The organism is Citrifermentans bremense R1 (assembly GCF_000426865.1).
GTDB classification, from domain to species: domain Bacteria; phylum Desulfobacterota; class Desulfuromonadia; order Geobacterales; family Geobacteraceae; genus Geomonas; species Geomonas bremensis.
Window position 1 is genome coordinate 20,415 of sequence record NZ_AUGE01000010.1, and the last position, 24,330, is coordinate 44,744.

The 24,330-nt window shown below is 62.5% G+C and carries 23 protein-coding genes; 17 read left to right on the top strand and 6 right to left on the bottom strand.

What is annotated here, in order from left to right:
- Positions 1-172: 172 nt before the first annotated feature.
- From K419_RS0107975 to uppP, 4 genes are all read right to left on the bottom strand, one after another.
- Positions 173-1,522 (bottom strand): dihydrolipoyl dehydrogenase family protein, encoded by a 1,350-nt coding sequence (locus K419_RS0107975; RefSeq protein WP_026841127.1) that lies wholly within the window; start codon positions 1,520-1,522, stop codon positions 173-175.
- 30 nt (positions 1,523-1,552) lie between these two features.
- Positions 1,553-2,023, bottom strand: a complete 471-nt coding sequence (locus K419_RS0107980; protein ID WP_026841128.1) for a hypothetical protein — start codon at positions 2,021-2,023, stop codon at positions 1,553-1,555.
- A gap of 228 nt (positions 2,024-2,251) precedes the next feature.
- On the bottom strand, positions 2,252-2,947 hold the full coding sequence (gene radC, locus K419_RS0107985; protein ID WP_026841129.1) for a RadC family protein: 696 nt from the start codon (positions 2,945-2,947) through the stop codon (positions 2,252-2,254).
- An 84-nt stretch (positions 2,948-3,031) separates the two neighbouring features.
- Positions 3,032-3,847 carry an undecaprenyl-diphosphatase UppP gene (gene uppP, locus K419_RS0107990; RefSeq protein ID WP_026841130.1) on the bottom strand — a complete coding sequence of 272 codons (816 nt, stop codon included), beginning with the start codon at positions 3,845-3,847 and terminating at the stop codon, positions 3,032-3,034.
- Between the two features lie 191 nt (positions 3,848-4,038).
- Here uppP and K419_RS0107995 point away from each other — a divergent pair, with 191 nt between their 5' ends.
- Positions 4,039-4,656 (top strand): DUF47 domain-containing protein, encoded by a 618-nt coding sequence (locus K419_RS0107995; RefSeq protein ID WP_012532210.1) that lies wholly within the window; start codon positions 4,039-4,041, stop codon positions 4,654-4,656.
- Positions 4,649-5,650, top strand: coding sequence for an inorganic phosphate transporter (locus tag K419_RS0108000; RefSeq protein ID WP_026841131.1), 1,002 nt, complete (start codon positions 4,649-4,651; stop codon positions 5,648-5,650). Before K419_RS0107995 ends, K419_RS0108000 begins: the two co-directional genes overlap by 8 nt.
- Positions 5,651-5,719: 69 nt before the next feature.
- Here the strand turns inward: K419_RS0108000 and K419_RS0108005 are convergent, their stop codons facing one another.
- The gene (locus K419_RS0108005) at positions 5,720-6,202 is read right to left on the bottom strand and encodes a DUF2062 domain-containing protein (RefSeq protein WP_026841132.1); all 483 of its coding nucleotides are present in this window, start codon (positions 6,200-6,202) and stop codon (positions 5,720-5,722) included.
- 151 nt (positions 6,203-6,353) lie between these two features.
- On the opposite strand from K419_RS0108005, the gene proB reads away from it, so the two are divergent.
- The 9 genes from proB to K419_RS0108050 all read left to right on the top strand — a co-directional run bounded on the left by proB (position 6,354) and on the right by K419_RS0108050 (position 14,271).
- The gene (proB, locus tag K419_RS0108010) at positions 6,354-7,475 is read left to right on the top strand and encodes a glutamate 5-kinase (protein WP_026841133.1); all 1,122 of its coding nucleotides are present in this window, start codon (positions 6,354-6,356) and stop codon (positions 7,473-7,475) included.
- 74 nt (positions 7,476-7,549) lie between these two features.
- Complete coding sequence (locus K419_RS0108015) at positions 7,550-8,806, top strand: glutamate-5-semialdehyde dehydrogenase (protein ID WP_026841134.1); 1,257 nt, start codon at positions 7,550-7,552, stop codon at positions 8,804-8,806.
- Positions 8,807-8,822: 16 nt separating this feature from the next.
- Positions 8,823-9,473, top strand: a complete 651-nt coding sequence (gene nadD / locus K419_RS0108020; RefSeq protein ID WP_026841135.1) for a nicotinate-nucleotide adenylyltransferase — start codon at positions 8,823-8,825, stop codon at positions 9,471-9,473.
- The gene (gene rsfS, locus K419_RS0108025) at positions 9,463-9,849 is read left to right on the top strand and encodes a ribosome silencing factor (RefSeq protein ID WP_026841136.1); all 387 of its coding nucleotides are present in this window, start codon (positions 9,463-9,465) and stop codon (positions 9,847-9,849) included. Before nadD ends, rsfS begins: the two co-directional genes overlap by 11 nt.
- Positions 9,846-10,310 carry a 23S rRNA (pseudouridine(1915)-N(3))-methyltransferase RlmH gene (locus K419_RS0108030; RefSeq protein WP_026841137.1) on the top strand — a complete coding sequence of 155 codons (465 nt, stop codon included), beginning with the start codon at positions 9,846-9,848 and terminating at the stop codon, positions 10,308-10,310. Before rsfS ends, K419_RS0108030 begins: the two co-directional genes overlap by 4 nt.
- 84 nt (positions 10,311-10,394) lie before the next feature.
- Complete coding sequence (gene gpmI / locus K419_RS0108035; RefSeq protein WP_026841138.1) at positions 10,395-11,933, top strand: 2,3-bisphosphoglycerate-independent phosphoglycerate mutase; 1,539 nt, start codon at positions 10,395-10,397, stop codon at positions 11,931-11,933.
- Positions 11,934-11,954: 21 nt separating this feature from the next.
- Positions 11,955-12,617, top strand: a complete 663-nt coding sequence (locus tag K419_RS0108040) for a flavodoxin family protein (protein WP_026841139.1) — start codon at positions 11,955-11,957, stop codon at positions 12,615-12,617.
- A gap of 154 nt (positions 12,618-12,771) precedes the next feature.
- Positions 12,772-13,425 carry a lactate utilization protein gene (locus K419_RS0108045; protein WP_026841140.1) on the top strand — a complete coding sequence of 218 codons (654 nt, stop codon included), beginning with the start codon at positions 12,772-12,774 and terminating at the stop codon, positions 13,423-13,425.
- Between the two features lie 126 nt (positions 13,426-13,551).
- Complete coding sequence (locus tag K419_RS0108050; protein WP_026841141.1) at positions 13,552-14,271, top strand: ComF family protein; 720 nt, start codon at positions 13,552-13,554, stop codon at positions 14,269-14,271.
- A 207-nt stretch (positions 14,272-14,478) separates the two neighbouring features.
- On the opposite strand, the gene K419_RS0108055 is transcribed toward K419_RS0108050, so the two are convergent.
- A complete protein-coding gene (locus K419_RS0108055; RefSeq protein WP_026841142.1) occupies positions 14,479-16,971 on the bottom strand; it encodes a helicase C-terminal domain-containing protein in 2,493 nt (830 codons plus the stop codon).
- A gap of 90 nt (positions 16,972-17,061) precedes the next feature.
- On the opposite strand from K419_RS0108055, the gene K419_RS21760 reads away from it, so the two are divergent.
- The 6 genes from K419_RS21760 to K419_RS0108085 all read left to right on the top strand — a co-directional run bounded on the left by K419_RS21760 (position 17,062) and on the right by K419_RS0108085 (position 24,323).
- Positions 17,062-18,009, top strand: a complete 948-nt coding sequence (locus K419_RS21760; protein WP_051292921.1) for a TIGR01212 family radical SAM protein — start codon at positions 17,062-17,064, stop codon at positions 18,007-18,009.
- A gap of 97 nt (positions 18,010-18,106) precedes the next feature.
- A complete protein-coding gene (locus K419_RS0108065) occupies positions 18,107-18,901 on the top strand; it encodes an FRG domain-containing protein (RefSeq protein ID WP_026841143.1) in 795 nt (264 codons plus the stop codon).
- Between the two features lie 246 nt (positions 18,902-19,147).
- Positions 19,148-21,226, top strand: coding sequence for a flagellar biosynthesis protein FlhA (gene flhA / locus K419_RS0108070; protein WP_026841144.1), 2,079 nt, complete (start codon positions 19,148-19,150; stop codon positions 21,224-21,226).
- Positions 21,216-22,670 carry a flagellar biosynthesis protein FlhF gene (gene flhF, locus K419_RS0108075; protein WP_026841145.1) on the top strand — a complete coding sequence of 485 codons (1,455 nt, stop codon included), beginning with the start codon at positions 21,216-21,218 and terminating at the stop codon, positions 22,668-22,670. Before flhA ends, flhF begins: the two co-directional genes overlap by 11 nt.
- Positions 22,667-23,587, top strand: a complete 921-nt coding sequence (locus tag K419_RS0108080) for an AAA family ATPase (RefSeq protein ID WP_026841146.1) — start codon at positions 22,667-22,669, stop codon at positions 23,585-23,587. The genes flhF and K419_RS0108080 overlap by 4 nt, the downstream gene beginning before the upstream one ends.
- Positions 23,571-24,323: a FliA/WhiG family RNA polymerase sigma factor gene (locus K419_RS0108085; protein WP_012532192.1), complete on the top strand. Its 753-nt coding sequence runs from the start codon at positions 23,571-23,573 to the stop codon at positions 24,321-24,323. Before K419_RS0108080 ends, K419_RS0108085 begins: the two co-directional genes overlap by 17 nt.
- Positions 24,324-24,330: the final 7 nt, after the last annotated feature.

The window sequence follows — 24,330 nt, forward strand, 5'->3', positions numbered from 1 at the left end:
TTTTCGTATAGTTCCGGTATGTTAGACGAAAATGACGTCTCTGTCGAAGTTGGCACCGCTCTTGTAATAGTAAGGACAGCAGCACAAAACAAAACCTACTTTGCGCCGATGATGGAGCCCTCCTTTCGTCTCGGCGCTTTTTTTGTCCGCATTCTTTTTCCAGCCGGGCTTTTCACTCGATCATGTCTTTCACGTCTGAGATGAAGGTGGGGTAGGTCCAGAGCACCTGGCGCAATTCCCTGTTGCTGATCCCGAACTTGAGGGCCAGCGCGAAGATGTTTATGGTCTCGCCTGCGTTTTGCCCCAAAAGGTGCGCCCCCAGGATCTTTCCCGTCTCTTCCTCGATGAGCACCTTGTAAAAGCCCCCCTGCTGACCGATGCGGCGCGACGAGGGCCAGGAATCGGTGGAGCCCCTGTTGATCCGGAACTTCTTTCCCGACTGCCTCGCCTGTGCCTCGGTGAGGCCTACGAAGGAGAGGGGAGGCTGCGCCTGCGCCATGCTGGGGACCCCCTGGTAGTCGGGGCGCCGCCGGTTGCCGTTCAGGATGTTGTCCGCGGCGACTTCCGCCTCCATGTCCGCGACGGTCGACAGCAGATATGGGGAGTCGCAGGCGTCGCCTATGGCCCAGACGCGCGGGTTGCTGACGCTCTGCAGGAACTCGTTCACCGTCACCCCGCCTGCGCTCCTGGCCACAGCGCCCGCCTCCGGGTCAACCGGGTCGAGATCGGGTATGCGTCCCGATGTGTTGACGATGAGGTCGCTGGGAAAGGCCTCGGTGCATCCCCCCTTGCCGTAGGTCATGAAAGCCCCCTGGACCTTCTCGGCCATGGCGGCGGTTATTCCCGTCACTATGTTGATACCTCTGGCCCGGGCCGCCTTCGCCGCCAGTTGCGCCATTTCCAGGTCGAAATTCTTCAATACCCGCTCGCCGCGCTGCAGGATGGTGACGTCGGCCCCAGCCGCGCGCGCCACGTGACCGAAGCTGAGCGCGAGGCAGCCGCCGCCGATGAACAGGACGCGGCGCGGCAGGTTCTTCATCTCCATGAAATCGCTGGTTTCCACCACCAGGCCGGCACCGGGGAAGTCGAGGGGGGCGGGGCGGGCGCCGGTGGCGATGACGATGGTTTCGGCGCGGACGGTGGTCTCGCTGCCGATGGCGACCGTTTCGGGGGAGAGGAAGCGGGCGGTGCCGAAGTACATCTTGATCCCCGCCTGCTGGAAAGCCAGCTCGGTCCGCTCCGGCACGCCGTTGCTGAACGCGGATTTGGAACGGATGAGCGCGGGCCAGTCCATGGCGGCCGGAACGGTGATTCCCTGCCCCGACATCTGCCGTGTCAGATGCACCACCTGCGCCGCCTGCATCAGGTACTTCTCCGGTTCGCAGCCGTTCCTCCCGCAGGTGCCGCCGTAGGGCTTGTCGTCCACCACCGCGACCTGCCGGCCACCCTTGCGGCAGGCAAGCGCGAGGGTGAAACCCGCCGTCCCCGTCCCGATCACCAGCACATCCGCCGTTTCCTGCATGAGCGCCTCCTTTGTCGGACCCAGGACTTTTCAGGCCAGCAGAAGCCGCCCCAAGGAGGCGCGGGCCGCCGATCCCGAGATGTCCGGCATGATCTCCAACTCCAGCACCGTAACCCCTGCCAACTCCATCGTGAATTCCTCCTGCTCGACGGTGGTGCCGGGAGGGGAGAAGGTGAACTGCTGCCGCACGATCTCGCGGAAGCTTTTGCCGTCCGGGGACCAGCGGAGCACGAACTCCTGCGTTCTAGACAGCTGCTCCTCGTTGATCAGGAGGTAGATGCGGGAGAGACGCTGCGGCTGATCGAAAAGAATCCGGATCATCTGGGGGCCCGGTCCCGCCGCACGCCACCCCGGTGCCCCGACCGGCTTGAGCGCTGCGTCTATCGGCTGTGCCGGGTCCTCGGAGCTGATTTCAACGCTGGCTATGTTACCTAAGTCGAGCCACTTGGTGCCGCCCCTGGGTTCCTCCCGGGACTCGCGTGAGATGATGGTCTTGCGCATGTGAACCTCCTTTCAGGCTGTTTTGAGGAAATATACGACGAACCAGCAGACGATGAGCACCGCTTCCGCCGCGGCGTCGGCCAGGTAGATGGGGGAGATGACGCGTCTTGACGAGCCAAAGGTCGGTCTTCGGTCCGGTCACGGCCATGAAGGTGTCGATGCTGAAAAGCGGCCAGACCCCGGTGAGCAGGAAGTAAATCCCTTGGATTATGGCGAGGGTTTCGGCTGTCACAGCCGGCCGTGTTCCGCAAAGCTGTAGAACTCGTTTTCGCCGATGATGATGTGGTCCAGCACCCTGATCCCCAAGAGCTGTCCCGCCTCGCACAGGCGGCGGGTCACTTCCATGTCTTCGGGGCTTGGGGCCGGGTCTCCGGTGGGATGGTTGTGCAAGAGGATCATCGCGGCGGCTGAGTTGCGTACCGCGACGTTGAAGACTTCCCGGGGGTGGACGATGCTCTGGTTCAGCGACCCCTCAGAGATCTGGGCGCGGGAGATGATGCGGTTCTTGCCGTCCAGAAGCAGCGCCATGAACTGCTCCTTGTGCCTGTCTCTGAATTCCGGGTTCAGGTGCTCGAAGACTTGGGAAGCGGAGGTGAAGCGGGTGAGTGACTCGATGGGGCGGCGGTCTCTTTCCTTGATGCGCCGTGCGAGGTCGAGCGCCGCGAGGATGCAGGTGGCCTTGGCGGGGCCGATCCCTTTCACCTTCTGGAGCTCGCTGCAGGAGGCGTCGGCTAAAAGGCTCAGCGAGCCAAACTGGAGCATCAGCTCGCGCCCCAAATCGAGGGCGCTGCGTCTGCTGGCTGCGTCGCCGCTTTTCAGGATCAAGGCGAGGAGTTCCGCCTCGGAGAGAAACGACACTCCATGCTGCATGAGTTTCTCCCGAGGTCGCTCTTTCTCGGGCCAGCACTTGATTCCGCCGCTCATATGACCTCCCCCGCCGGGTGCCTGGCGGAAAAAACAAAGGTCAATCATAACCGAAGAGGGGGAGTTTGCCAGACGCAGCAAAAACTAGAAGATAGGGAAGAAGATCAGGGCGAGGGCGCCGCCGCCGGCGATGATGCGGTACCAGACGAAGGGGTAGAGGGAGTCGCGCTGCACCAGCTTCAGCAGGAAAGCGACGCTCAAAAAGCCGAACACGGCGGAGGTGGAGATGCCGATCAGAAGCGGGAGCTCTTCGCCGGCGGGGATTCCCGTCTGCACCAGGTGCCCCACCTTCAAAAGGGCGGCGCCGGCTACGATGGGAAGGGAGATGAGGAAGGAGAAGCGGGCCGCGGACTCGCGGTGAAAGCCCAGAAGCAGGGCAGCGGTGATGGTGATCCCGGAGCGGGAGACCCCCGGCAGCAGTGCCAGGCATTGGGCCAGCCCGATCACCAGGGCGCACTTCAGGGTGAGCCGGTCCACCCTCCAGCGCTTGGCGCCGGCGGTGTCGGCGAAAGCGAGCAGAAGGCCGAAAAAAACGAGGAGCGCCGCTATCGTCGCCGGGCTTTTGCGGAACATCTCGTCTATCGGCCCCTCCAGCATCTTTCCCGCTATGGCAGCGGGTATGGTGGCCGCAATGATGTAAAAAGGAAGCCGCCGCGCCGGGGTGTTGAGCCCGCTGCGGCAGGCAGCTACGAAGTTGCCGGTCAGCTCGAGAATGTCGCGCCAGAAGTAGAGGGCCAAGGCGAGGAAGGTTCCGATATGGAGCGCAACGTCGAAGGTGAGTCCCGACTCGGGCCAGTTCAGGAATTTCGGGATCAAGATGAGATGGGCCGAGCTGCTGATGGGGAGGACTTCGGTCAGTCCCTGCAGCGTTCCCAGTACTGCGGCATGTAGAGGGTTCATGCGTCTAACTCCCTGTCGATAAACGATCCGGCACGATAAGCGAAACCGGCGCAGAAATCAAGAGGTAAACGGAGATAAGTTAATTAGACGAGGTGCATTACATATTTCATTGTTTAACATTTGTTACAAATATGTTACATGTGCACAGTTTTGAACACAATCGGCTGCAGGCCGCTACTTGGAGGGACGAAATGTTTGGGTTGATACCGAAGGAAGAGAAGTTTTTCGCCATGTTCAGGGACATGTCTCACAACATCATCGAGGGTGCGCAACTCTTGAAGGACATGCTGGACAACTTCGACGACCCGGTGGCGAGCCAGCGCAAGATCAAAGAGATTGAGCACAAGGGCGACACCATCACCCACGACATCATCAAAAAGCTGAACAAGAGCTTCATCACCCCCTTCGACCGGGAAGACATCTACGCCCTCTCCTCGGCGCTGGACGACATCCTCGACCTGATCGACGCCTCGGCGCAGCGCTTCGTCATGTACAACGTGGAGAAGCCGACCCCCGAATCCAAGGAACTCGCCTTCCTCATCCTCAAGTCCTGCCAGACCATCGACAAGACGGTGGCGCTCCTGGGCGGGAAGCTGGAGCCGATCAGCGCCTACTGCATCGAGGTCAACGCCTTGGAGAACGAAGCGGACCGCGTCTGCCGCGAGGCGATCAGCCGCCTCTTCGCCCAGGAGAAGGACCCGATCCAGCTCATCAAGTGGAAAGAGATCTACGAGACCCTGGAAACCGCGACGGACAAATGCGAGGACGCAGCCAACATCCTGGAAAGCGTGGTGGTAAAAAATGCCTGAGGTCACATTAGTCTTGCTGGTTGCGGTAATAGCCGCGGCGCTTTTGTTCGACTACATAAACGGCTTCCACGATACGGCCAACGCCATCGCCACCTGCGTTTCCACCCGCGCCCTCACGGTCAGGACCGCCATCTTCATGGCTGCCGGCCTCAACTTCGTCGGGGCCATGATCTCGACCAAGGTGGCCGCGACCATAGGGAAGGGGATCGTGGACGCCAACAATATCACCCAGGTGGTGGTGCTGGCCGGGATCCTGGGGGCGATCATCTGGAACCTGATCACCTGGTACTACGGTCTTCCCTCCTCCTCCTCGCACGCCATCATCGGCGGGCTGGCGGGTTCGGTCGTGGCGCATGCCGGCACCTCCGCGCTGCACTGGGCGGGGTTGAAGAAGATCATCACCGTGCTGATTCTCTCCCCGGTCGTCGGCGCCTTCTTCGGTTTTCTCTTCATGGTCATCATGATGTGGACCTTCAGGAACAAGGCACCCTACACGCTCAACAAGGTGTTCCGCAAGCTGCAGATCCTCTCCGCGGCCGTAATGGCCTTCTCCCACGGCACTGCCGACGCGCAGAAGTCCATGGGGGTCATTACCATGGCGCTGGTCAGCTACGGCAGCCTCGCGACCTTCGAGGTTCCCAATTGGGTGAAGCTTTCCTGTGCCGTTGCCATGGGGCTTGGCACCGCGGCGGGCGGCTGGAGGATCATCAAGACGGTGGGGCACGATTTCGTCAAGCTGCAGCCGGTGCACGGCTTCTGCGTCGAGACCGCTTCGGCGGGGGTTATCCTGGGCGCTTCCGCCATGGGGCTTCCCACCTCGACCACCCACGTGATCACCTCGTCCATCCTGGGGGTGGGGCTCTCCAAGAGGCTCTCCGCCGTCAACTGGGGTGTCGCCTCCCGCATCGTCACGGCCTGGGTCATCACCATACCAGCCTCGGCAAGCGTCGGCTTTGTAAGCTACATGATATTCTCGCCGTTTCTTGGGAAGTAAAAGGGAAACAGATAACGAAGTGACTTCGGGAGCGGTTGAGAAACCGCTCCCGATTTTTTTTACGCGGGATTAATCCAGTTCTTCCCCGACCTCCGCCATCTCCTTGGCGATCTCGACCTGGGCCGCGTCCTTTGAGCGGAAGCGGAGCACCAGGTAATAGCAAAGGAAGTAAGCGATGACGGCGCATATGAAGCCGATCAGGGAAGAGCCCAGGATGAGGGATTTGGCGTAACGCTCCAGGTTGTGCCATTCCAGCCCTGAGATCTTGAACTCGGTGCTGCGAGCGCCGGTCAGGAACGCGCCGAGCTTGTAGCTCACGCCTAGTATCGGGACGATGGTGATCGGGGTGTTGACCCAGGCGCCGGTGACGCAGGTGAGTTTGTTGAGCCTGAAGATGAAGGCGGCCGCGATGGCCAGGGGAGTGTGCAGACCGAAGAAGGGGGTAAAGCTGATGAATACGCCGACTGCAAAGCCGGCTGCAATGTGCCCCGGATGGCTGTCCAGCGAGAGTATGCTGTAAATCCTTTTTTTCCAGAGCTCTTTGTTAAACAACAGGTCACCTCAAAATTTCGGCACAGTCTAAGGGCCCACCCTCTCTTTGTCAATTGATTTGAGCTATGACAGCAAGGTCAACTGAATTGCCATGGTCAAGGAATCATGTTAGTATCCCTTTCTTTTATTAAACCAACTAGATGGTGTTCTGATGCGCAAGGAACTGCTTAAAAAGGTAAAACGGGTCGTGGTGAAGATCGGATCCGGCGTCCTGACCGGCGAAAACGGCGGGGTCGACCCGCGCTTTCTGGACGGGCTCGCGGCGCAGGTTGCGGAGTTGAGCGGGCAGGGGACCGAGGTGGTGATCGTCTCCTCCGGGGCCGTGGCGGCAGGGCGCCAGGCGCTGGGGCTCCCGGACCGCCCGAGGACCCTTCCCCAGAAGCAGGCCGCCGCCGCGGTGGGGCAGTCCCGGTTGATGCGGGCGTACGAGGAGGCCTTCTCTTCCTACGAGCTCAAGGTGGCCCAGATACTTTTGACGCGCGACGACCTGGCCAACAGGCGCCGCTTCCAGAACGCCCGCGGGACCCTGGACACCCTTTTAGCCTGCGGCATCATCCCGGTCATCAACGAAAACGACACCGTCGTGGTCGACGAGCTAAAGTTCGGCGACAACGACAACCTTTCGGCGCTGGTGACCAACCTGGTCGAGGCGCAGCTCCTTTTGATCATGACCGACATCGACGGCCTCTACACCGCCGACCCGCGCACCGACCCGAACGCCACCCTGATCCACCAGGTGGGCGCGGTAACCCGGGAGCTTGAGCGCGGCGCCGGCGGCAGCGGCACAAACGTCGGCACCGGCGGCATGGCCACGAAGCTCGCCGCGGCCAAGAAGGTGGTCAAGTCCGGGGTGGCGGCCATCATCTTCGCCGGGCGTGGGGAGCGTACGCTCTCGCGCGTGATGAAGGGGGAGCTCCTTGGCACCCTGTTCCTGCCGGCCGGCGAGTCGCTGAATAGGCGCAAACACTGGATCGCATTCACCATCAAGCCCGCCGGCTCCATCGTCGTCGACGCGGGGGCGCGCGACGTCCTCTCCCGGCACGGCAGGAGCCTCCTTCCTTCCGGCATCGCCCAGGTCGAGGGGCGCTTCGACCGCGGCGCCTGCGTCCGAGTGCTCGACCCCGAGGGAGTAGAGTTCGCGCGCGGCATCACCGATTATTCGAGCCAGGAGGTGGAAAAGATCCGCGGCCACCAAAGCAGCGAGATCGAGGGGATCCTCGGTTTCCGCTACGGCGACGACGTCATCCACCGGGACAATCTCGTCCTTTTGTAATTGATCCCTCCCCCTCCCTTCACGGGAGGGGGGACGCAGTGTGCTCCTGCAGGAGAATAAGGAGGAACTACATAATGTCAGTCGCCGAACAGATCCGCAGCATCGCCGCCGAGGCCCGGCAGGCGTCCTTCGCCATGGCGAAGCTTTCCTCTGCCGCCAAGGATCAACTGCTCCTGGATATGGCGCTCGCGCTCATCAACGACGCGCCGCACATCATAGAGGAAAACAAGAAGGACCTGGAGGCCGGGCAGGAGCGGGGGCTCTCCGCCGCGATGCTGGACCGCCTGATGCTGAACGAGGCGCGGGTGAAGGGAATGGCGGACGCGATCCGCGAGGTGGCGCAGCTCCCCGACCCGGTGGGGGAGGTGACGGGGATGTGGAAGCGCCCCAACGACCTGATGGTCGGAAAGATGCGCATCCCGCTCGGCGTCATCGGCATCATCTACGAGTCGCGCCCGAACGTCACCTCCGACGCCGCCGCCCTTTGCCTTAAAAGCGGCAACGCCGTGGTCCTGCGCGGCGGCTCCGAGGCGATCCACTCCAACCTCGCCATCGCCACCATACTGAAGGCGCAGCTCGCCAAGCACGGCATCCCGGCCGCCGCCCTCTCGCTGATCCCGTTCGTGGAGCGCGAAGGGGTGACCGAGATGCTCAAGCAGGAGGAGTTCATCGACGTCATCATCCCCCGCGGCGGCGAGAGCCTGATCCGCTTCGTGGTGGAAAACTCCAAGATCCCGGTGATCAAGCACTACAAGGGGGTCTGCCACATCTTCGTCGACGCCACGGCCGACTTCGAGATGGCGCGCGAGATCATCGTCAACGCCAAGACCCAGCGCCCCGGCGTCTGCAACGCGCTGGAAACACTCCTGATCCACAAGGACATAGCGGAGACCTTCGTCCCCTTCATCTACGAGGCCCTTTCCTCCCTCAAGGTGGAGCTTCGCGGGGATAAGACCTTCCGGCAGTTCGCCCCCAAGGCGGCGAAGGCGACCGAGGAGGACTGGTACGCCGAGTACCTGGAGCTGATCCTGGCGGCGGCGGTCGTCGACGGCCTGGACGCGGCCATCGACCACATCAACCGCTACAGCTCGCTGCACACCGAGTCCATCATCACCGGCGACTACGCGAACTCCCAGCGCTTCATCCGCGAGGTGAACTCCGGGGTAGTCATGGTCAACGCCTCCACCCGCTTCTCGGACGGAAACCAGCTGGGCCTGGGTGCGGAGATCGGCATCTCCACCACGAAGCTGCACTCGTTCGGGCCGATGGGGCTCACCGACCTGACCACCACCAAGTTCATCGTCTACGGCTCCGGGCAAGTGCGCCCCTGACCAAAGGAAACGCCAGATGAGACTGGGGATTCTGGGGGGGACCTTCAACCCCATCCATAACGCCCACCTGCGCATCGCGGAGGAGGCGCGCGACCTCTACCAGTTGGACCGGGTCGTCTTCATCCCGGCTGCGACCCCGCCGCACAAGCCGCTGGTGGGGGAGCTCTCCTTCGCGAGCCGCCTGGAGATGGTGCGCCTGGCGGTGGCCGACAACCCGGGCTTCATGGTCTCCGACATGGAGGGGGTGCGCGGCGGGCGCTCCTACTCCATCGACACGCTGCGCGAGCTGAAGGGGCGGTACCCCGACGACGACCTCTTCTTCATCGTCGGGGCCGACTCCTTCAACGACATCTCCACCTGGAGGGAATACGGAGCGATATTCGGCCTGTGCAACGTGATCAGCGTGCAGCGCCCGGGTTCCACCATCACCAGCCTCGCCGAGGCCCTCCCTGTTGCCATAGCTGGCGAGTTCTGCTATGATCCGGCCGCTAAACGGCTGAATCACTGCTCTGGCCACGCAGTTTACGCGCTGGACGGGGTCCTTTTGGACATCTCTTCCAGCCACATCCGCCTGTCGGTCCAAGGCGGCCGCTCGATCAGGTATCTGCTTCCGGATGCCGTCGAGCACTACATAAAGGAACAGAGGTTATACGTTGATGCAAGATAAGGAAATTTTGACGGCCGAAGAGCGTGCCATCAAGTGTGCGGCATTCGCTCTCGATAAGAAGGCGCTCGACGTCAAGGTGCTGGAAATCAAGAAGATCTCCAGCATCGCCGACTACCTGGTGCTTGCCACCGGGCGCTCGGACCGTCAGGTGATGGCGATGGCCGACTCGGTCAAGCAGGGGATGAAGCCCTTCGACCGGCCGATAGACATGGAAGGTTACGAGCAGGGACGCTGGGTGGTCATCGACTACGGCGACGTCATCGTGCATCTCTTCCTGGAAGAGGTCCGCAAGATCTACAACCTGGACGAACTCTGGCAAAGGGCTCCCCAGATCGAGATCCCCGAGGAGTACCTTTGGGAGAATAAAGGGGCATGAGGCTGAAGCTCCTTTGGGTCGGCAAGACCCAGGAGAGCTGGGTCAGGAGCGGTATCGAGGAGTACGCCGGAAGGATCAGGCGCTACCTACCACTAGAGATCCTGGAGGCCCGGGAGGAAAAAGGGGCGCAGGCCGCCGCGATGCGGGAGCGCGAATGCGAGCGCCTAGCGAAGCTGATCCCCAAAGGGGGAAGGCTGGTGCTCCTGGACGAGCGGGGGGAGGCGATGACCTCCCCGGAGCTAGCCTCCTTCCTCTCCAAAAACCGCGACCAGGGAACGCAGGATCTGGTCTTCGCCATCGGAGGGGCCTATGGCTTCACCGACCAGTTCCGCAGCCAGGCCTTCAAGTCGATATCGCTTTCCCGCATGACCCTCACCCACCAGATGGTAAGGGTCTTCCTGCTGGAACAGATCTACCGCGGCTTCACCATCATTAACGGCGAGCCGTATCATCATGAGTAGCTAACGTGTTGTTATGTAAAAAGGGTGGAGGTCAACTTCACCTTTTTTAATTGGTCTCACAAAATCTAATGAGGGAGAAAAGCCATGCCTAAGAAGCCTCTGCTCTTGATGATCCTCGATGGCTGGGGGATCAATTCCGACACCGAGTCCAACGCCATCGCGCAGGCGAAGACCCCGAACATGACCCGGCTTACCGCCGAATACCCCAGCGGCACCATCGACGGCTCCGGCATGTCGGTCGGCCTTCCTGCCGGCCAGATGGGGAACTCCGAGGTGGGGCACACCAACATCGGCGCGGGGCGCGTGGTGTACCAGGACCTGACCCGGATCAGCAAGTCCATCGACGACGGGGACTTTTTCCGGAACCCTGTCCTTCTGGACTGCATGAAAAAGGCGGTGCAGGGAAGCGGCAGGCTGCACCTGGCCGGGCTTCTCTCCGATGGCGGCGTGCACTCCCACGACACCCACCTCTATGCGCTGATCGACATGGCGAAGCGAACCGGGGTGCGCGAGGTCTTCGTCCACTGCCTTTTGGATGGCCGCGACACCCCTCCTCAGAGCGGCATCGATTACCTTAAGCGGCTTGAGGCGGAGATGGCGCGCCTTTCCTTCGGCAAGATCGCCACCGTGATCGGGCGCTACTACGCCATGGACCGCGACAACCGCTGGGACCGCGTGGAGCAGGCATATCGCGCCATGGTGTCGGGGGTGGGGAAACCGTACCCGTCAGCCGCCGCGGCCATAGAGCAAAGCTACCAAGACGGGGTCAACGACGAGTTCGTGCTTCCCAGCGTCATCATGCAAGGAGGAGCACCGGTAGGGAGGCTCGGCGACGGGGACGGCTTCATCTTCTTCAACTTCCGCTCCGACCGCGCCCGCGAAATCACCCGCGCCTTCACCGATCCCGGCTTCGACGGGTTCAAAAGGGAGGAATGGCCCAATCTCGCCAGCTATGTCTGCATGACCAGCTACGACGAGACCTTCGGCCTTCCGGTCGCCTTCGGAAACGAGGAACTGGTCAACATCTTCCCCGAGGTGATCAGCAACGCCGGTCTCACCCAGTTGAGGATCGCCGAGACCGAGAAGTACGCGCACGTGACCTTCTTCTTCAACGGCGGCAGGGAGAACCCCTTCCCCGGCGAGGACCGCGCCCTGATTCCCTCGCCCAAGGAAGTCGCCACCTACGACCAGAAGCCCGAGATGAGCGCCTATCTCGTGACCGAAGAGCTCTTGAAGCGGCTCGACGAAGACAAGTACGACGTGGTCATCCTCAACTTCGCCAACGCGGACATGGTAGGGCACACCGGCATCCTCCCTGCGGCGGTGAAGGCGGTCGAGGCGGTCGACGAATGCGTCGGGAAGCTGGTGGCGAAGGTGCGGGAAAAGGGTGGCATCGCCCTCATCACCGCAGACCACGGCAACGCCGAAATGATGAAGGACGAGCAGGGCGGACCGCACACGGCGCACACCTGCGAGATGGCCCCGGTGGTGCTGGTGGACGATTCCCGCAAGGGGGCAAAGCTAAGGCGAGGGGTGCTGGCGGACCTGGCACCGACCATGTTGGAACTGCTCGGTCTCCAGCAGCCCCAGGAGATGGGCGGCAAGAGCCTACTGGCAGACTAAAGACAAAAACGGAGAAAACGCATGAAGATCCTGGCAATCAACGGTAGCCCCAGGGGCATGAACGGCACCACGGGGCGTCTTTTGGAAGAGGTAATGGCGGGAGCCGTCCAGGCGGGCGCGGACATCGAGATCGTGACGCTGGCACAGACGCCGGTGAAACCGTGCGTCGCCTGCGACGTCTGCCACAAGGTCGGCACCTGCCCGGTGAAGGACGAATTCGAGGAGATCAAGCAGAAGCTAATCGCCGCCGACGCCTTCATCCTGGCCACCCCGAATTATCTCCTCAGCATCACCGCGCAGTTGAAGGCGTTTCTGGATCGCTGCAACGGGCTCATCCACCTGACCGCTCTGGAAGGAAAGTACGGGGCTCTGGTGGAGACCTCCGGCGGGGGGGGCGACGAAGAAGTGCTGGAGTACATGCAGAAGATCGTCAACGCCATGGGGGCGCAGAATGTCGGGAGCATCGGTTCCCCCGGCGCGGGCCACCGCGTCTTTCCGGATCAGGACGCCCTGTTCCAGAAGGCACGTGCCCTGGGGAAGGAGCTTTGCGACAGCGTTCGCGAGAAGCGGCACTTCCCCGAGCAGGATGAGTGGCGTCTCGGTTTCAAGGCGCGCATGGAGCAGCTGATCGGATACGTTGGGGAAGTCTGGCCCTACGAGCAGCAGATAGTGGCGAAGCGGTAGAGAACTGCCCCCACCCTGTCCCTCCCCCTCCTGGGGAGGGGACGCTGGGAGCACCGGATGTGGCGGTGCCTTGTTCCTCCCCCCGGAGGGGGAGGTCGGGAGGGGGGATTCCCCCGATTTTCTGTATCAAAGACGAGATAAATGGAGGTAGACGATGAGCAACACCGAAGAATTGAACGATTGGAGCTACGGCCATAAATGCAACAAAGCGGTGGAAAACCTGAAGAAGAACGGTTTTGAAGCCCTTTACTGCCATGACAGCCAGGAAGTGTTCCACTACATCCTTAACGAGGCGCAAGCTGCGCAGAGCGTCGGGTTCGGCGGATCGCTGTCGGTAGCCGACCTGAAGTTGGCGGACAAGCTGAAGGGAATGGGGAAGGAGATCCTGAATCACGCAGCCCCCGACCTCGCGCCGGAGGAAAGGCTGGCCATCACCAAGAGGCAGCTGACCTGCGACCTCTTTCTCACCGGTAGCAACGCCGTGACCCTTTCCGGGATACTGGTGAACGTCGACGGCAACGGCAACAGGGCCGCCGCCATGTTCTACGGCCCGCAGAAGGTGATCGTGGTCGTAGGGCGGAACAAGCTGGTGGACGGCGGCGTGGAAGACGCGATGCAAAGGATCAAGACCTTTGCCGCCCCGCCCAACGCCAAGCGCCTGAACCTTTCCACCCCCTGCGCCAGCACCGGCTTCTGCTCCGACTGCAACTCGCCGCAGCGGATCTGCCGGGTGACCACCATCATCGAGAAGAAGCCGCGCAACACCGACATCCGGGTGCTCGTAGTGAACGAGGACATGGGGCTGTAAAAACCTGAAACCATTGGCAAGGAGAAAATCTGAGGACATCCCCGTTTTTCTCAGAAGTTCTCAGATTTTCTCCGTGGCCAACGGTTTTGTCTTTCCGGTAGTTTCTCTGGTTCAAAGGGAGGAAGCATGTTCTTTCGCCCGCTGCTGGATCTCTTTTTTCCTCCCCTTTGCCATGTCTGCCGGGCGTTCATCCCCGAGGCCGGCGAACTCTTCATCTGCGCCGACTGCCTCGACAAAGTCACTTTCCTGACAACCCCGCTCTGCACCATATGCGGCGCCCCCTTCGCCACCGATAAGGGCTCCGACCACACCTGCGGCGCCTGCCTGCTCCACCCCCCTTTTCACACCTGCCGTTCCGCGCTCCTTCTGGAGGGAGCGGTCCAGCAGCTGATCCACCGGTTCAAGTACGGCGGCCGCGTGCAGCTGGCGCTTCCTTTGGGGCTTCTCGCCGCATCGGCTTTGTCGGAGTTCTGCGCCGAGGCTGCGCCGGACCTGATCATCCCCGTGCCGCTGCACAAAAAAAGGTTGAGGCAGCGGGGTTACAACCAGTCCCAGCTGATAGCGCAGGTGTTGGCGAAGAAACTGAAGCTGCCGGTAGAGGTGGGGAATCTGCGACGTATGCGCTGGACCGAGCCGCAGACTACGCTTGACGCAACGAAGAGGGTGGCGAACGTGAAAGGGGCTTTTGCGGTGCGGGACGAGAAGCGTCTGGAAGGAAAGCGGGTCTTGCTGGTGGATGACGTTCTCACCACCGGGAGCACCATGCGCGCCTGCGTCGAAGCGCTACGGCGGGCGGAAGTCTCGGCCGTAGCCGCCGTGACCGTCGCGCGGGGAGTACAACCATAATCGGAAACCTGAACGGCGGAACACAGAGGTCGCTGAGGTTCACGGAGGTCACAGAGGTTTTTACGGGAAAAGCAAAGGCACTCACCACGGAGGGTACACAGAGGAAGCACTGAGGAAGGCAAAACACAAAAGCCTTTGTTTTGCCCAAAAAAGTTTTGCTTTTCCTCGGTGTCCTCCGTGAACCTCCGGGACCTCTGTGTTCCGCCTTTAAGATTTTCCGAAGAACCCTTCCAGCTTTTCACACAGTATCGCCTCTTCCCCCCGCACCACTTCCACTCCGTGCAGTGCGGTCAGGAAGATCTTCCCGTAGTTCTTGGTCAAGACCCGCGAGTCGAGGATCAGCACGGCGCCCCGGTCCTCTTTGCTCCTGATCAGCCTCCCGAACCCCTGCTTGAACTTGATCACCGCCTGGGGGACCGTGTAGCTCATGAAGGGATCTCCCCCCAGCGCCGCGATGTGCTCGCTCCTAGCCTCCAGGATCGGCTCGGTCGGAACCCGGAAGGGAAGCCGGGTGATGACCACCAGCTCCAGCCCCCGCCCTTGCACGTCCACCCCCTCCCAGAAGGAATCGGTGCCGAAGAGGACCGGGTTGACCGCGCTGCGGTAATTGGACAGGAGCATGTGGCGGTTGGTCTCTCCCTGGCGCATCGGTGTGAGCCCCGCAGCCTTGAGCGGCTTCGCCAGCCGGTTGAAGACCCGGATCAACAGATCATAGGAGGTGAAGAGGACGAAGGCGCGCCCCTGTGAAATCTTCAGCGCCTTCAAAAGGAGCTCGCAGAGCCTCCCTTCGAAAAGGGGCGAGGTCGGCTCCGGCATGTCCGAGGGGGCGCCGACCAGCGCCTGCCGGGCGTAGTCGAAGGGAGAGGGGAGAAGCAGCGTGCTGACCCGCTCCTTGGGGAGGAGCTCTATCCCCGTCCTGCGCTTCAGGAAGTCGAACTTTTCCCCTACGGCGAGCGTTGCCGAGGTGAGCACCACCGTCTTGAAGCGGTCCAGGATCGCTTTCTTGATCGACTCGGCCACTTCCAGCGGCGAGCAGCAGAGCTTTACCAGGGGGCCTTTCCTCAGCTCGAACCAGCGGCAGTGCTCTTCTTCGCGCGCCGTGAAGAAGCGGAGCGCGTCGACCGTGCATTCCACCCGCCCCTTCACCCCCCGAAGGTCGGTCAGCGGCCCGGCGAGCTTCTCCAGCACCTTGTCGGAGAGCTTCTCGCACCGCTTCAGGAAGGTCTGCATGGCGAGCGCGTACTCGGAGAGCGCCTGGCACATGATCTCGACCTGCTCGGTCACCTCCTGCCAAAGCGGCGTCCCGTACAAGGCAGGGGTCACCCGCAGCTTTTGTTCGCCCGCCTCCTTCTTGAGCTTTTGGAACAGGGAGTCGCCGATTACGTCCATCCCCCGGGTCACCGCGTCGAGTACGGACACCCTCCTCGGGATCAGCCGGTCCTCGAGGACCTCGGCGATCTCCAGGTAGATGTCGTCCTGGTCATCCGGGATGGCGGACGATAGGAGGGAAGAGAGCTGCGGCAGGATGCCGCGGTGCGCCTTTTTAGGGTGCTGCAGTTTCCCCAGGAGCTTCACGAGCCCCAGGCGCGAGACCTGGCTGGAGAGGAAATTGGTGGCGACATCCTCAAGGTGGTGTCCCTCGTCGAAGATGAGCCTATGGAACGGGGGGAGGATGGCTGTCGCGTCGTAGCCGGTTTCCTGACGCACGGAGAGGTCGGCCAAAAGCAGCGCGTGGTTCACCACCAGGAGGTCGGCGCCGGCAGCCTCGCGCCTGGCCTTGTAGAAAAAGCAGCGGGCGTAGTCGGGGCAGCGCACCCGGCCGCACTGGTCCGACTCGCAGCAAAGCTCCTCCCAGACCTCGTCCTTCGGTATGAAGGCCAGGTCCGAGCGGCAGCCGTCGTCGGTCTTCTTGCTCCAGGAGACGATGGCGTCAAGCTCGTGCGCGGTCTCGTCCTTGAAGAGGGAGGCGTCGGCGGCGTTCACGTGGAGTTTTCTGAGGCAGAGGTAGTTGCCGCGCCCTTTCACCAGGACGGCGCGGAACTTGATCTGGGCATGCTGCTGCAGGAAGGGGATGTCCTTCTGGATCAGCTGCTCCTGGAGGTTGATGGTGTTGGTGGATACCACCACCCGCTCCTTGTTGCGCACCGACCAAAGCGCCGCCGGAAGGAGATAGGCGAGCGACTTCCCGGTGCCGGTCCCCGCCTCGACCACGGCGACCTTCTCGTCGTTGAACGCCTCGGAGAGGTTCAGCGCCATCCGGGTTTGCTCGGGGCGGTGCTCGTAGCCGGGGAGCGCCTGCGACAGCACCCCGTCCGGCGCGTAGAAACGCTCGATCTCTGGGTAGGAGAGCGATTCCACCACCTTGCGGGAGAAGGGGGCGACGACCTGGTTGCAGCGGTCGGCCGAGTTGTTGACGATGTAGAATCCGACCCCCTGGTTTCCCAAAAGGGACGCGATCTCGATGTCGGGCTGGGAGGGGGTGAGGTTGCCGGAGGGGTGGTTGTGGATCACCACGTCGCCGAAGGAGCAGGCGATCATGATGGCGGGTACCGCGTCGCGGTTGCCGCGCGCAAGTGGCTCGACCTCAACGACGATGCGTGCCTCGTCGGTCCGCCCAAGGAAGAAGACTTCGTTGCCGTTTGCATCGTCGATTGCGCTGCGGAGCTGCTGGATGGCCTGATCGGAAAAAGACTTTTGCATGACCGGTCGAAGATACAGGCTTTGCCCTGGGGAGGCAACCCCTTTCCCTATACCCTGCAGATATGTTAGAAGAGACACCGAGGAGATTTCATGTCGCGCTACAACGCATTTTCCGATGAGCTGAAAAGGGTATTCGGCTGCAAGGTGCAGAGGCTGTCGGTCGACGCCGGGTTCACCTGCCCCAACCGCGACGGGAAGGTCGGGACGCAGGGGTGCATCTTCTGCGGCGGCAAGGGGTCGGGTTCCTACGGCATCCTGCAGGAGGCGGGCGTCGCCCAGCAGCTCGAACACGCCAAGGAGGTGATGGTCCGCAAGTACAAGGCGGCCCGCTTCATCGCCTACTTCCAGTCCTACTCGAACACCTACGCGCCGGTGGAGCGGCTGAAGGCGCTTTACGACGAGGCTTTGAGCGTCCCGGACGTTGTCGGGCTCATCGTCGGCACCCGCCCCGACTGCCTCCCTGAAGCGACCCTCGACCTCCTCGCCTCTTACGCACGGCGCACCTACTTCTGGTTGGAGCTGGGGCTGCAGTCCCACCTGGACCGCACCCTCGCCGCCATAGGGCGCGGGCACGACCGCGCCTCCTTCGAGAGCGCGCTAGAAGGGTGCCGGGAGCGCGGCATTCGGGTCTGCGCCCACGTCATCCTGGGGTTGCCGGGGGAGAGCCGGGAGGAGATGCTCTCCTGCGCCGACTACCTGAACCGGCAAGGGGTGGACGGCGTCAAGGTCCACCTGCTGCACGTCATGCGCGGCACCCGCCTAGCCGAGCAGTACGAGGGTGGGGAGGTCACGCTTTTGGATCGGGACAGCTACGTGGGGCTCGTGTGCGACTTCCTGGAGCGGCTCGACCCGCGCATCGTGGTGCAGCGCCTGACCGGCGACGGCAACCGGCGTGACCTGATCGCCCCCCTTTGGTCCTTGGCCAAGTTCGAGGTGCTGAACTGCATCGACAACGAGCTCAAGAGAAGGGGGACCCGGCAGGGGGCCAGGCTAAGCGAAAACCTCCCTCACCCGGCCTGCGGCCACCCTCTCCCATAGGGCGAGGGGATGGACTAGCCCCTAGCTCTTTCAAGTTAAATATGATTAACTCTTCCCTGCGTTTGCCGTCGACTTCACCTTTGCCACCAGGGGAGCCATGGAAATTTCAGGCGAAATCAGATCCTTCGAGGAGTTCCGCAGGCTGATCAAAAAGACCAACCCCGGCTCCTGGAACTTCTTCAGGGGGGAAAGCCGGGACTTCTATTCCCTCATCCCGAAGATCGGGCGCCTGACCAAGGAGCCCCCGGCCCGCGGCGGCAAGAGCGACCGGCGCATGCCCGCGGACATCTACGGGGAGTACGAGGCGCTGCAGGAATTCAAGAAATCGGGACGGCACATGGTGGAGGTGCAGCCGGCGACGGAATGGGAATGGCTGGCCTTAGCCCAGCACCACGGCCTCCCCACCCGGCTCCTCGACTGGTCGGTGAACCCACTCATCGCCCTGTACTTCGCCGTCGCCGACCCTTACGCCGATCTCGACCTCAAGAAAGACCAGCTCTCCCACCCGGAATATTGCGGCGGTGCCGCCTTCTACATTGCCCACACCATGTACGGCCTCTCCGAGATAGACGAGAAGACGAGCCCGTTCGAAGCCGGAACCTGCTTCTTCTCGGCGCCGGTCATCGCCTCCCGCATCAAGGCCCAAAGCGGCGTCTTCTCCGTGTTGAAGGATCCCTGGAAATCGCTGGAGCTGCAGCTCTCGGAAAAGGAGCATATCCGCAAGTACCGGATCCCCTTCCAAAACCGCACCTTCCTCGCCCAGGAGCTGAAGCTCTTGGGGATGAACCACGCTTTTGTATTCGCCGACCTGGACGGGCTGGCCCGCTACATCCAGGAGAAGGTTTCGGACAAGACCGACCCGCAGCACTCTCTGGCCGCCCGCCACGTCTAACCTCGCGCCCCCTCGCAAAAAAAACTCCGGTCAAAAAGTTGACTGCCGCCCGTAGCCAAAAATGACGGCGGTACATGGCGGACCGCTTCAAGGAAAAAGGCGGCCCCGGGCCTTCAAGTGCCGTATTTATTGGATATTTCCCAATTCGGCACTCTTGTCTCCGCATTTCCCGCCTATGGCATACCGGTTGCACAGTGTCCCTTGCCCGGAGGTACCCCTCCACAGAACAGGCAAAGGATGCAACGAATGGCAAACGGCGCGACCGACGTCCTGGCGCTACCAGGACCCAAGAAAAATTCGGACATCTACATGGCGGTGGCCCTGATCGGGATACTGTCCCTGATGATCATCCCGGTACCGGCATTCATGCTGGACATCTTCCTCGCGGCCAACATCACCATCGCTCTCGTCATCCTGCTGGTCTGCCTCTACACGATCCAACCGCTCGACTTCTCTGTGTTTCCGTCCATCCTGCTGGTCACCACGCTCTTCCGGCTGGCCCTGAACATCGCCTCCACCCGGCTCATCCTTTTGCACGGCAGCGAAGGGGTCGAGGCGGCGGGGGGGGTCATCAAGGCCTTCGGGCAGTTCGTGGTCGGCGGCAACTACGTGGTCGGCGCCGTCATCTTCCTGATCCTCGTCATCATCAACTTCGTGGTCATCACCAAGGGCGCCGGGCGCGTCGCCGAGGTCGCCGCCAGGTTCACCCTGGACGCCATGCCCGGCAAGCAGATGGCCATCGACGCCGACCTCTCCAACGGCCTTCTGACCGACAAGGAGGCGAAGGAGCGGCGCAAGAAGATCGCGCGCGAGGCGGACTTCTACGGCTCCATGGACGGTGCCAGCAAGTTCGTGCGCGGGGACGCCGTAGCCGGCATCATGATCGTCTTCGTCAACATCATCGGCGGCTTCATCATCGGCGTCTGGCAGAAGGGGATGGCGCTGGACCAGGCGCTCACCAACTACACGCTCCTCACCATCGGCGAGGGGCTCGTGGCCCAGGTCCCGGCGCTGATCATCTCCACCGCGGCCGGCGTCATCGTTACCCGCTCGGCCGACGAGAACAACTTCGGCCACGAGATCGCGGGACAGCTCCTCAACTACCCGAAGGCGTTCCAGGTGGCCTCCGGGGTTCTTTTCGTCTTCGCCCTGATCCCGGGGCTGCCGCATTTCGCCTTCTTCCTGCTCTCCGGCGTCGCCTACCTGGTGAGCAAGATGGCGGTGGAGAAGAAGGCGGAGATCGAGGATGTCGTCGAGACCCAGGCAGGCGCCGAGGATCTGGACCAGATCAGCTCCATCAGGCCTTTGGACATGCTGGAGTTGGAGGTCGGCTACGGCCTGGTCCCCATGGTGGACGCAAGCCAGCAGGGGGAGCTTTTGGACCGGATCCGCTCCATCAGGAAGCAGGTGGCGGACCGCATGGGGTTCATCGTTCCCCCCATCCATATCCACGACAACCTGCAGCTGAAGCCGTACGAGTACAACCTCCTGATCAACGGCGCCAAGGTGGGAGGGGGGGAACTTTCCGGGCAGTACCTTGCCATGGACTCCGGCGGCGCTACCGGCCAGCTCGAAGGGATCAAGACCACCGAGCCGGTATTCGGGCTTCCCGCCGTGTGGATCAAGGGGAAGGAGCGGGAGAGGGCTCAGGTCTCCGGCTACACGGTCGTGGACAACACCACCATCCTCGCCACCCACATCAGCGAGACCATCAAGAAGCACGCCCACGAACTGGTGGGGCGCCAGGAGCTGCAGCAGCTTCTGGACAGCATCGCCGCCACGCTCCCGAAGGTGGTGGAGGAACTGGTGCCGTCGCTCCTCTCCCTGGGAACGGTGCTGCGCGTGGTCAAAAACCTCTTGAAGGAAAACGTCTCCATCAGGGACCTGCGCTCCATCCTGGAGACGCTGGCCGACTTCGGCGGCGTGACCAAGGACCCGGACATGCTCACCGAGTTCGTGCGCCAGAGCCTGGGGCGCTACATCGTGGAGCAGTACAAGCGGGAGGACGACACGCTCTGCGTCCTCACCATGGACCGCGAGGTGGAGGAGATCATAGCCGACGCGGTGCAGCTTTCGGAGCAAGGGAGCTACCTGGCCATAGAGCCGGGGGTGGCGCAGCGCATCCTGGCCGCCATCCGGAGAAACGCCGAGCAGTTTGACGCCACCGGCGTCCTGCCGGTGCTGATGGCGTCCCCCAGCATACGGCGCCACGTGAAGAAGCTTACCGAACGTTACATGCCCAACCTGGCGGTCATCTCGCACAACGAGATCCCGCCGAACATAAAAATCCAATCTTTAGGCGTGGTGGTGCTCAATGCTAGTTAAAACCTTTCAGGCAGGCGAGATGTCGGAGGCTTTACGGATGGTGAAGGCGGAGATGGGGCTGGACGCCATGATCCTCTCTTCGAAGAAGGAGCGGAAAAAGGGGTTCCTTGGCTTTTTCTCCAAGCCGTACTACGAGGTGACCGCGGCGCTGGAGCCGAGACAGCCCCAGCCGCGTCACAACCCATACCGCGAGGAGGCTCCCCCGGCGCCGCCCGAGCGCGAACTCTCCACCCGCGAGGAGTTCCAGAACTCCATGCTGGGACCGCTGGCGCGGGAGGTGCGCGAGCTGAAGCAGCGCCTCGAAGCGCTTTCGAAAAAAGAGGCCGCGGCGCCGCGAGAGCCGTTGCAGCCGATGCAGCCGGCAACCGAGCAGGGTGCCGAAACCCCGGCCCCCAGGACCTTCGCCAAGGAGGAGCTCGAGGAGATCAAGAAGCTCCTGTACAGCGCCGTCTCGGGTAAGGAAAAAGAACCGAGGCTGGTGAGCTTCCCCCTCGCCGGGGGCGGGAGCGCCTCTGAAACCACCCAAGCGAAGAGCATGGCGGCCCAGTTGCAGCAGCAGCTCGAGGTGCTGAGCGTCCCGTCCCTGCCGCCGGTAAAGGAGACCACGCTGGTAGAGGAGGTCCGGGAGGCGAAGCAGAGCGTGCGTGCCAGCCAGGGTGAGCTCCTCCTCGACGCGCTTGCCGCCGAGCTGCAGGGGGAGGACGTAGGCCCCGCGGCGATCGAGCTCCTCATGGAGGCGATCAGGCCCGCCGCGCGCGGAGGCGCCGGCATCGGCGAGCTGAGAAACCTCATGGCGGACGCTTTGGCCGGGATGATCAAGTGCTCCGGATCGCTGCGCATCAAGAAGACCGGCCCGCGCATAGTCGCGGTAGTAGGCCCCACCGGGGTGGGGAAGACCACCACCATCGCCAAGATCGCCGCCCTCTACGCGCTGAACCGCCGGGTCTCGGTCGCCATGGTGACCATGGACAACTTCAGGGTGGGTGCGGTGGAGCAGCTCAAGACCTACGCGAAGATCATGGACCTGCCGCTGGAGGTGGCCGGGAACTCCCAGGAGCTCGGCAAGGCGCTCGCCAGGCACTCCGACAAGGACCTGATCATGATCGACACCGCCGGCAGGAGCCCCAAGGATACCGAACGGCTGGACGAGCTTAAGGGTTACCTGGAGGCACACAACGGCATCGACGTCTACCTCTGCCTCTCCGCCACCACCAGGACCCGCGAGATCGACGAGATCATAGCGACCTTCGGGACGCTGCCGATTACGAAGCTTCTCTTCACCAAGCTGGACGAGAGCAGGAGCCTTGGCTGCATCGTCGACACCTATTTGAAGCACAAGGTTCCCCTTTCCTATTTCAGCACCGGCCAGAAGGTGCCCGAGGACATCGAGGTGGCAAGCTCTCGCAAACTCGCCGCGCTGGTGGTGCAGGAGTCAACAAGATGACAGTTTCATGTCTGGCAACAGATCAGGCCGAATCTTTGAGGCGGCTGGCCGGCCGCAGCAGAAGCGAGGTTCCCACTCCTGACCTCCTGCAGGTGCGCGAAGGGCTGCGGGTGATCTCGGTCACCAGCGGCAAGGGCGGGGTCGGCAACAGCTCCGTGGTGGTCAATCTCGCCGCCTCGCTCGCCGCTTCCGGACAAAGGGTGCTGATCGTCGATTCCAACCCTGGGGTAGGCGACATCTGCCTGCGGCTGGGCAGACAGACCCCCTACCGGATGAGCCAGGTCCTTTCTGGCGAGATCGCGCTGGAGGAGACCGTGGTCGACGTCGGCGGCGGCGTGAGCGTGCTGCCGGCGGGGATGGAGATGCAGCAGTACTCGTCGCTCTCCCCGAGGGAGCGGGTGGCGCTGGTGCAGGGGATGCTCCGCCTGGAGGACCGCTTCGACTACTTCCTGATCGACACCGGCGCGGGTATCGCGGCGAACCTCACCAGCTTCGCCTCCATCGCCCGGGAGATCATGCTGGTGGTGACCCCGGAGCCGACCTCGATCACCGACGCCTACGCCCTGATCAAGGCGCTTTCCGGCCGCGACAGCTCCTTCAAGTTCCGGCTCCTGGTCAACATGTGCCGCGACAATCAGGAGGGGGTGACACTCTTTTCCAAACTTTCTGCAATAACGGGACGCTTTTTGCAAGTCTCGTTTGAGCACGCAGGCTGCATCCTGCACGACGAACTCCTGGTGGAATCGGTGAAGAGGAGGGGGGCGCTCTGCCGCCTCTATCCCGACGCCAAGGCCTCGGCGGGTTTCAAACATCTGGCCCGGAAAATAAATGCGGAGCGGACGGCGGACATGGTGCCCATGCCGGTCGCCCCGATGGCATCTAGCAAGCTGTGGAGGAACCATGAACTGTCTTCTTAAGGCGTACGAGAACGAGGCGCAACGCGGGGTGCCGATGAGCAGGGACGAACTGGTGGTCACCCACCTCCCCTTGGTGAAGTTCATCGTGGACCGGATCGCCTCCTCGCTTCCCCCGCACCTGGACCGCGACGACTTAAGGAGCGCTGCGGTAATCGGGCTCATATCCGCGGCCGAGCGCTTCGACCCCGCCCGCGGGGTGCAGTTCAAGACCTTCGCCGAGCAGCGCATCCGCGGCACCATAATGGACGAGCTGAGGGCGCAGGACTGGCTCACCAGAAGCCTCAGGGACAAGTTCAAGAAACTGGAGCGCGAGTTCTCGCAGCTGGAGCAGCGCCTGGGGAGGAACCCCTCCAGCGACGAGGTGGCGCTCGCCATGGGGCTGGAGCTGAAGGACTACTTCCGGCTCCTGGAGGAGATCCACCTCCTCTCCTTCGTCTCGCTGGACGACGCCTGGCACGACGAGGACGGCGCTCCCTTCGGGCTTCTGGACGTCCTGGAGGACAAGGGGACCGAGAGCCCGCAGAGCCAGCTGATCGCGCGCCAGACCGTGGAGCGCCTGGCCGAGGCGATCGACGCCCTGCCGGAGAAGGAGCGCATCGTGGTCACGCTCTACTACTACGAAGAGCTGAACCTAAAAGAGATCGGCGCGGTCCTGGACCTCACCGAGTCAAGAATCTCGCAGCTGCACAGCCAGGCCATCATCAGGCTGCGCGGCAAGATGAAGCGCCTGGGCTAGGGGGGAG

Coding starts and splice junctions, on each gene's coding strand:
- K419_RS0107975 (WP_026841127.1), bottom strand. CDS start 1,522: ATGCAGGAAACGGCGGATGTGCTGGTGATCGGGACGGGGACGGCGGGT.
- K419_RS0107980 (WP_026841128.1), bottom strand. CDS start 2,023: ATGCGCAAGACCATCATCTCACGCGAGTCCCGGGAGGAACCCAGGGGC.
- radC (WP_026841129.1), bottom strand. CDS start 2,947: ATGAGCGGCGGAATCAAGTGCTGGCCCGAGAAAGAGCGACCTCGGGAG.
- uppP (WP_026841130.1), bottom strand. CDS start 3,847: ATGAACCCTCTACATGCCGCAGTACTGGGAACGCTGCAGGGACTGACC.
- K419_RS0107995 (WP_012532210.1), top strand. CDS start 4,039: ATGTTTGGGTTGATACCGAAGGAAGAGAAGTTTTTCGCCATGTTCAGG.
- K419_RS0108000 (WP_026841131.1), top strand. CDS start 4,649: ATGCCTGAGGTCACATTAGTCTTGCTGGTTGCGGTAATAGCCGCGGCG.
- proB (WP_026841133.1), top strand. CDS start 6,354: ATGCGCAAGGAACTGCTTAAAAAGGTAAAACGGGTCGTGGTGAAGATC.
- K419_RS0108015 (WP_026841134.1), top strand. CDS start 7,550: ATGTCAGTCGCCGAACAGATCCGCAGCATCGCCGCCGAGGCCCGGCAG.
- nadD (WP_026841135.1), top strand. CDS start 8,823: ATGAGACTGGGGATTCTGGGGGGGACCTTCAACCCCATCCATAACGCC.
- rsfS (WP_026841136.1), top strand. CDS start 9,463: ATGCAAGATAAGGAAATTTTGACGGCCGAAGAGCGTGCCATCAAGTGT.
- K419_RS0108030 (WP_026841137.1), top strand. CDS start 9,846: ATGAGGCTGAAGCTCCTTTGGGTCGGCAAGACCCAGGAGAGCTGGGTC.
- gpmI (WP_026841138.1), top strand. CDS start 10,395: ATGCCTAAGAAGCCTCTGCTCTTGATGATCCTCGATGGCTGGGGGATC.
- K419_RS0108040 (WP_026841139.1), top strand. CDS start 11,955: ATGAAGATCCTGGCAATCAACGGTAGCCCCAGGGGCATGAACGGCACC.
- K419_RS0108045 (WP_026841140.1), top strand. CDS start 12,772: ATGAGCAACACCGAAGAATTGAACGATTGGAGCTACGGCCATAAATGC.
- K419_RS0108050 (WP_026841141.1), top strand. CDS start 13,552: ATGTTCTTTCGCCCGCTGCTGGATCTCTTTTTTCCTCCCCTTTGCCAT.
- K419_RS0108055 (WP_026841142.1), bottom strand. CDS start 16,971: ATGCAAAAGTCTTTTTCCGATCAGGCCATCCAGCAGCTCCGCAGCGCA.
- K419_RS21760 (WP_051292921.1), top strand. CDS start 17,062: ATGTCGCGCTACAACGCATTTTCCGATGAGCTGAAAAGGGTATTCGGC.
- K419_RS0108065 (WP_026841143.1), top strand. CDS start 18,107: ATGGAAATTTCAGGCGAAATCAGATCCTTCGAGGAGTTCCGCAGGCTG.
- flhA (WP_026841144.1), top strand. CDS start 19,148: ATGGCAAACGGCGCGACCGACGTCCTGGCGCTACCAGGACCCAAGAAA.
- flhF (WP_026841145.1), top strand. CDS start 21,216: ATGCTAGTTAAAACCTTTCAGGCAGGCGAGATGTCGGAGGCTTTACGG.
- K419_RS0108080 (WP_026841146.1), top strand. CDS start 22,667: ATGACAGTTTCATGTCTGGCAACAGATCAGGCCGAATCTTTGAGGCGG.
- K419_RS0108085 (WP_012532192.1), top strand. CDS start 23,571: ATGAACTGTCTTCTTAAGGCGTACGAGAACGAGGCGCAACGCGGGGTG.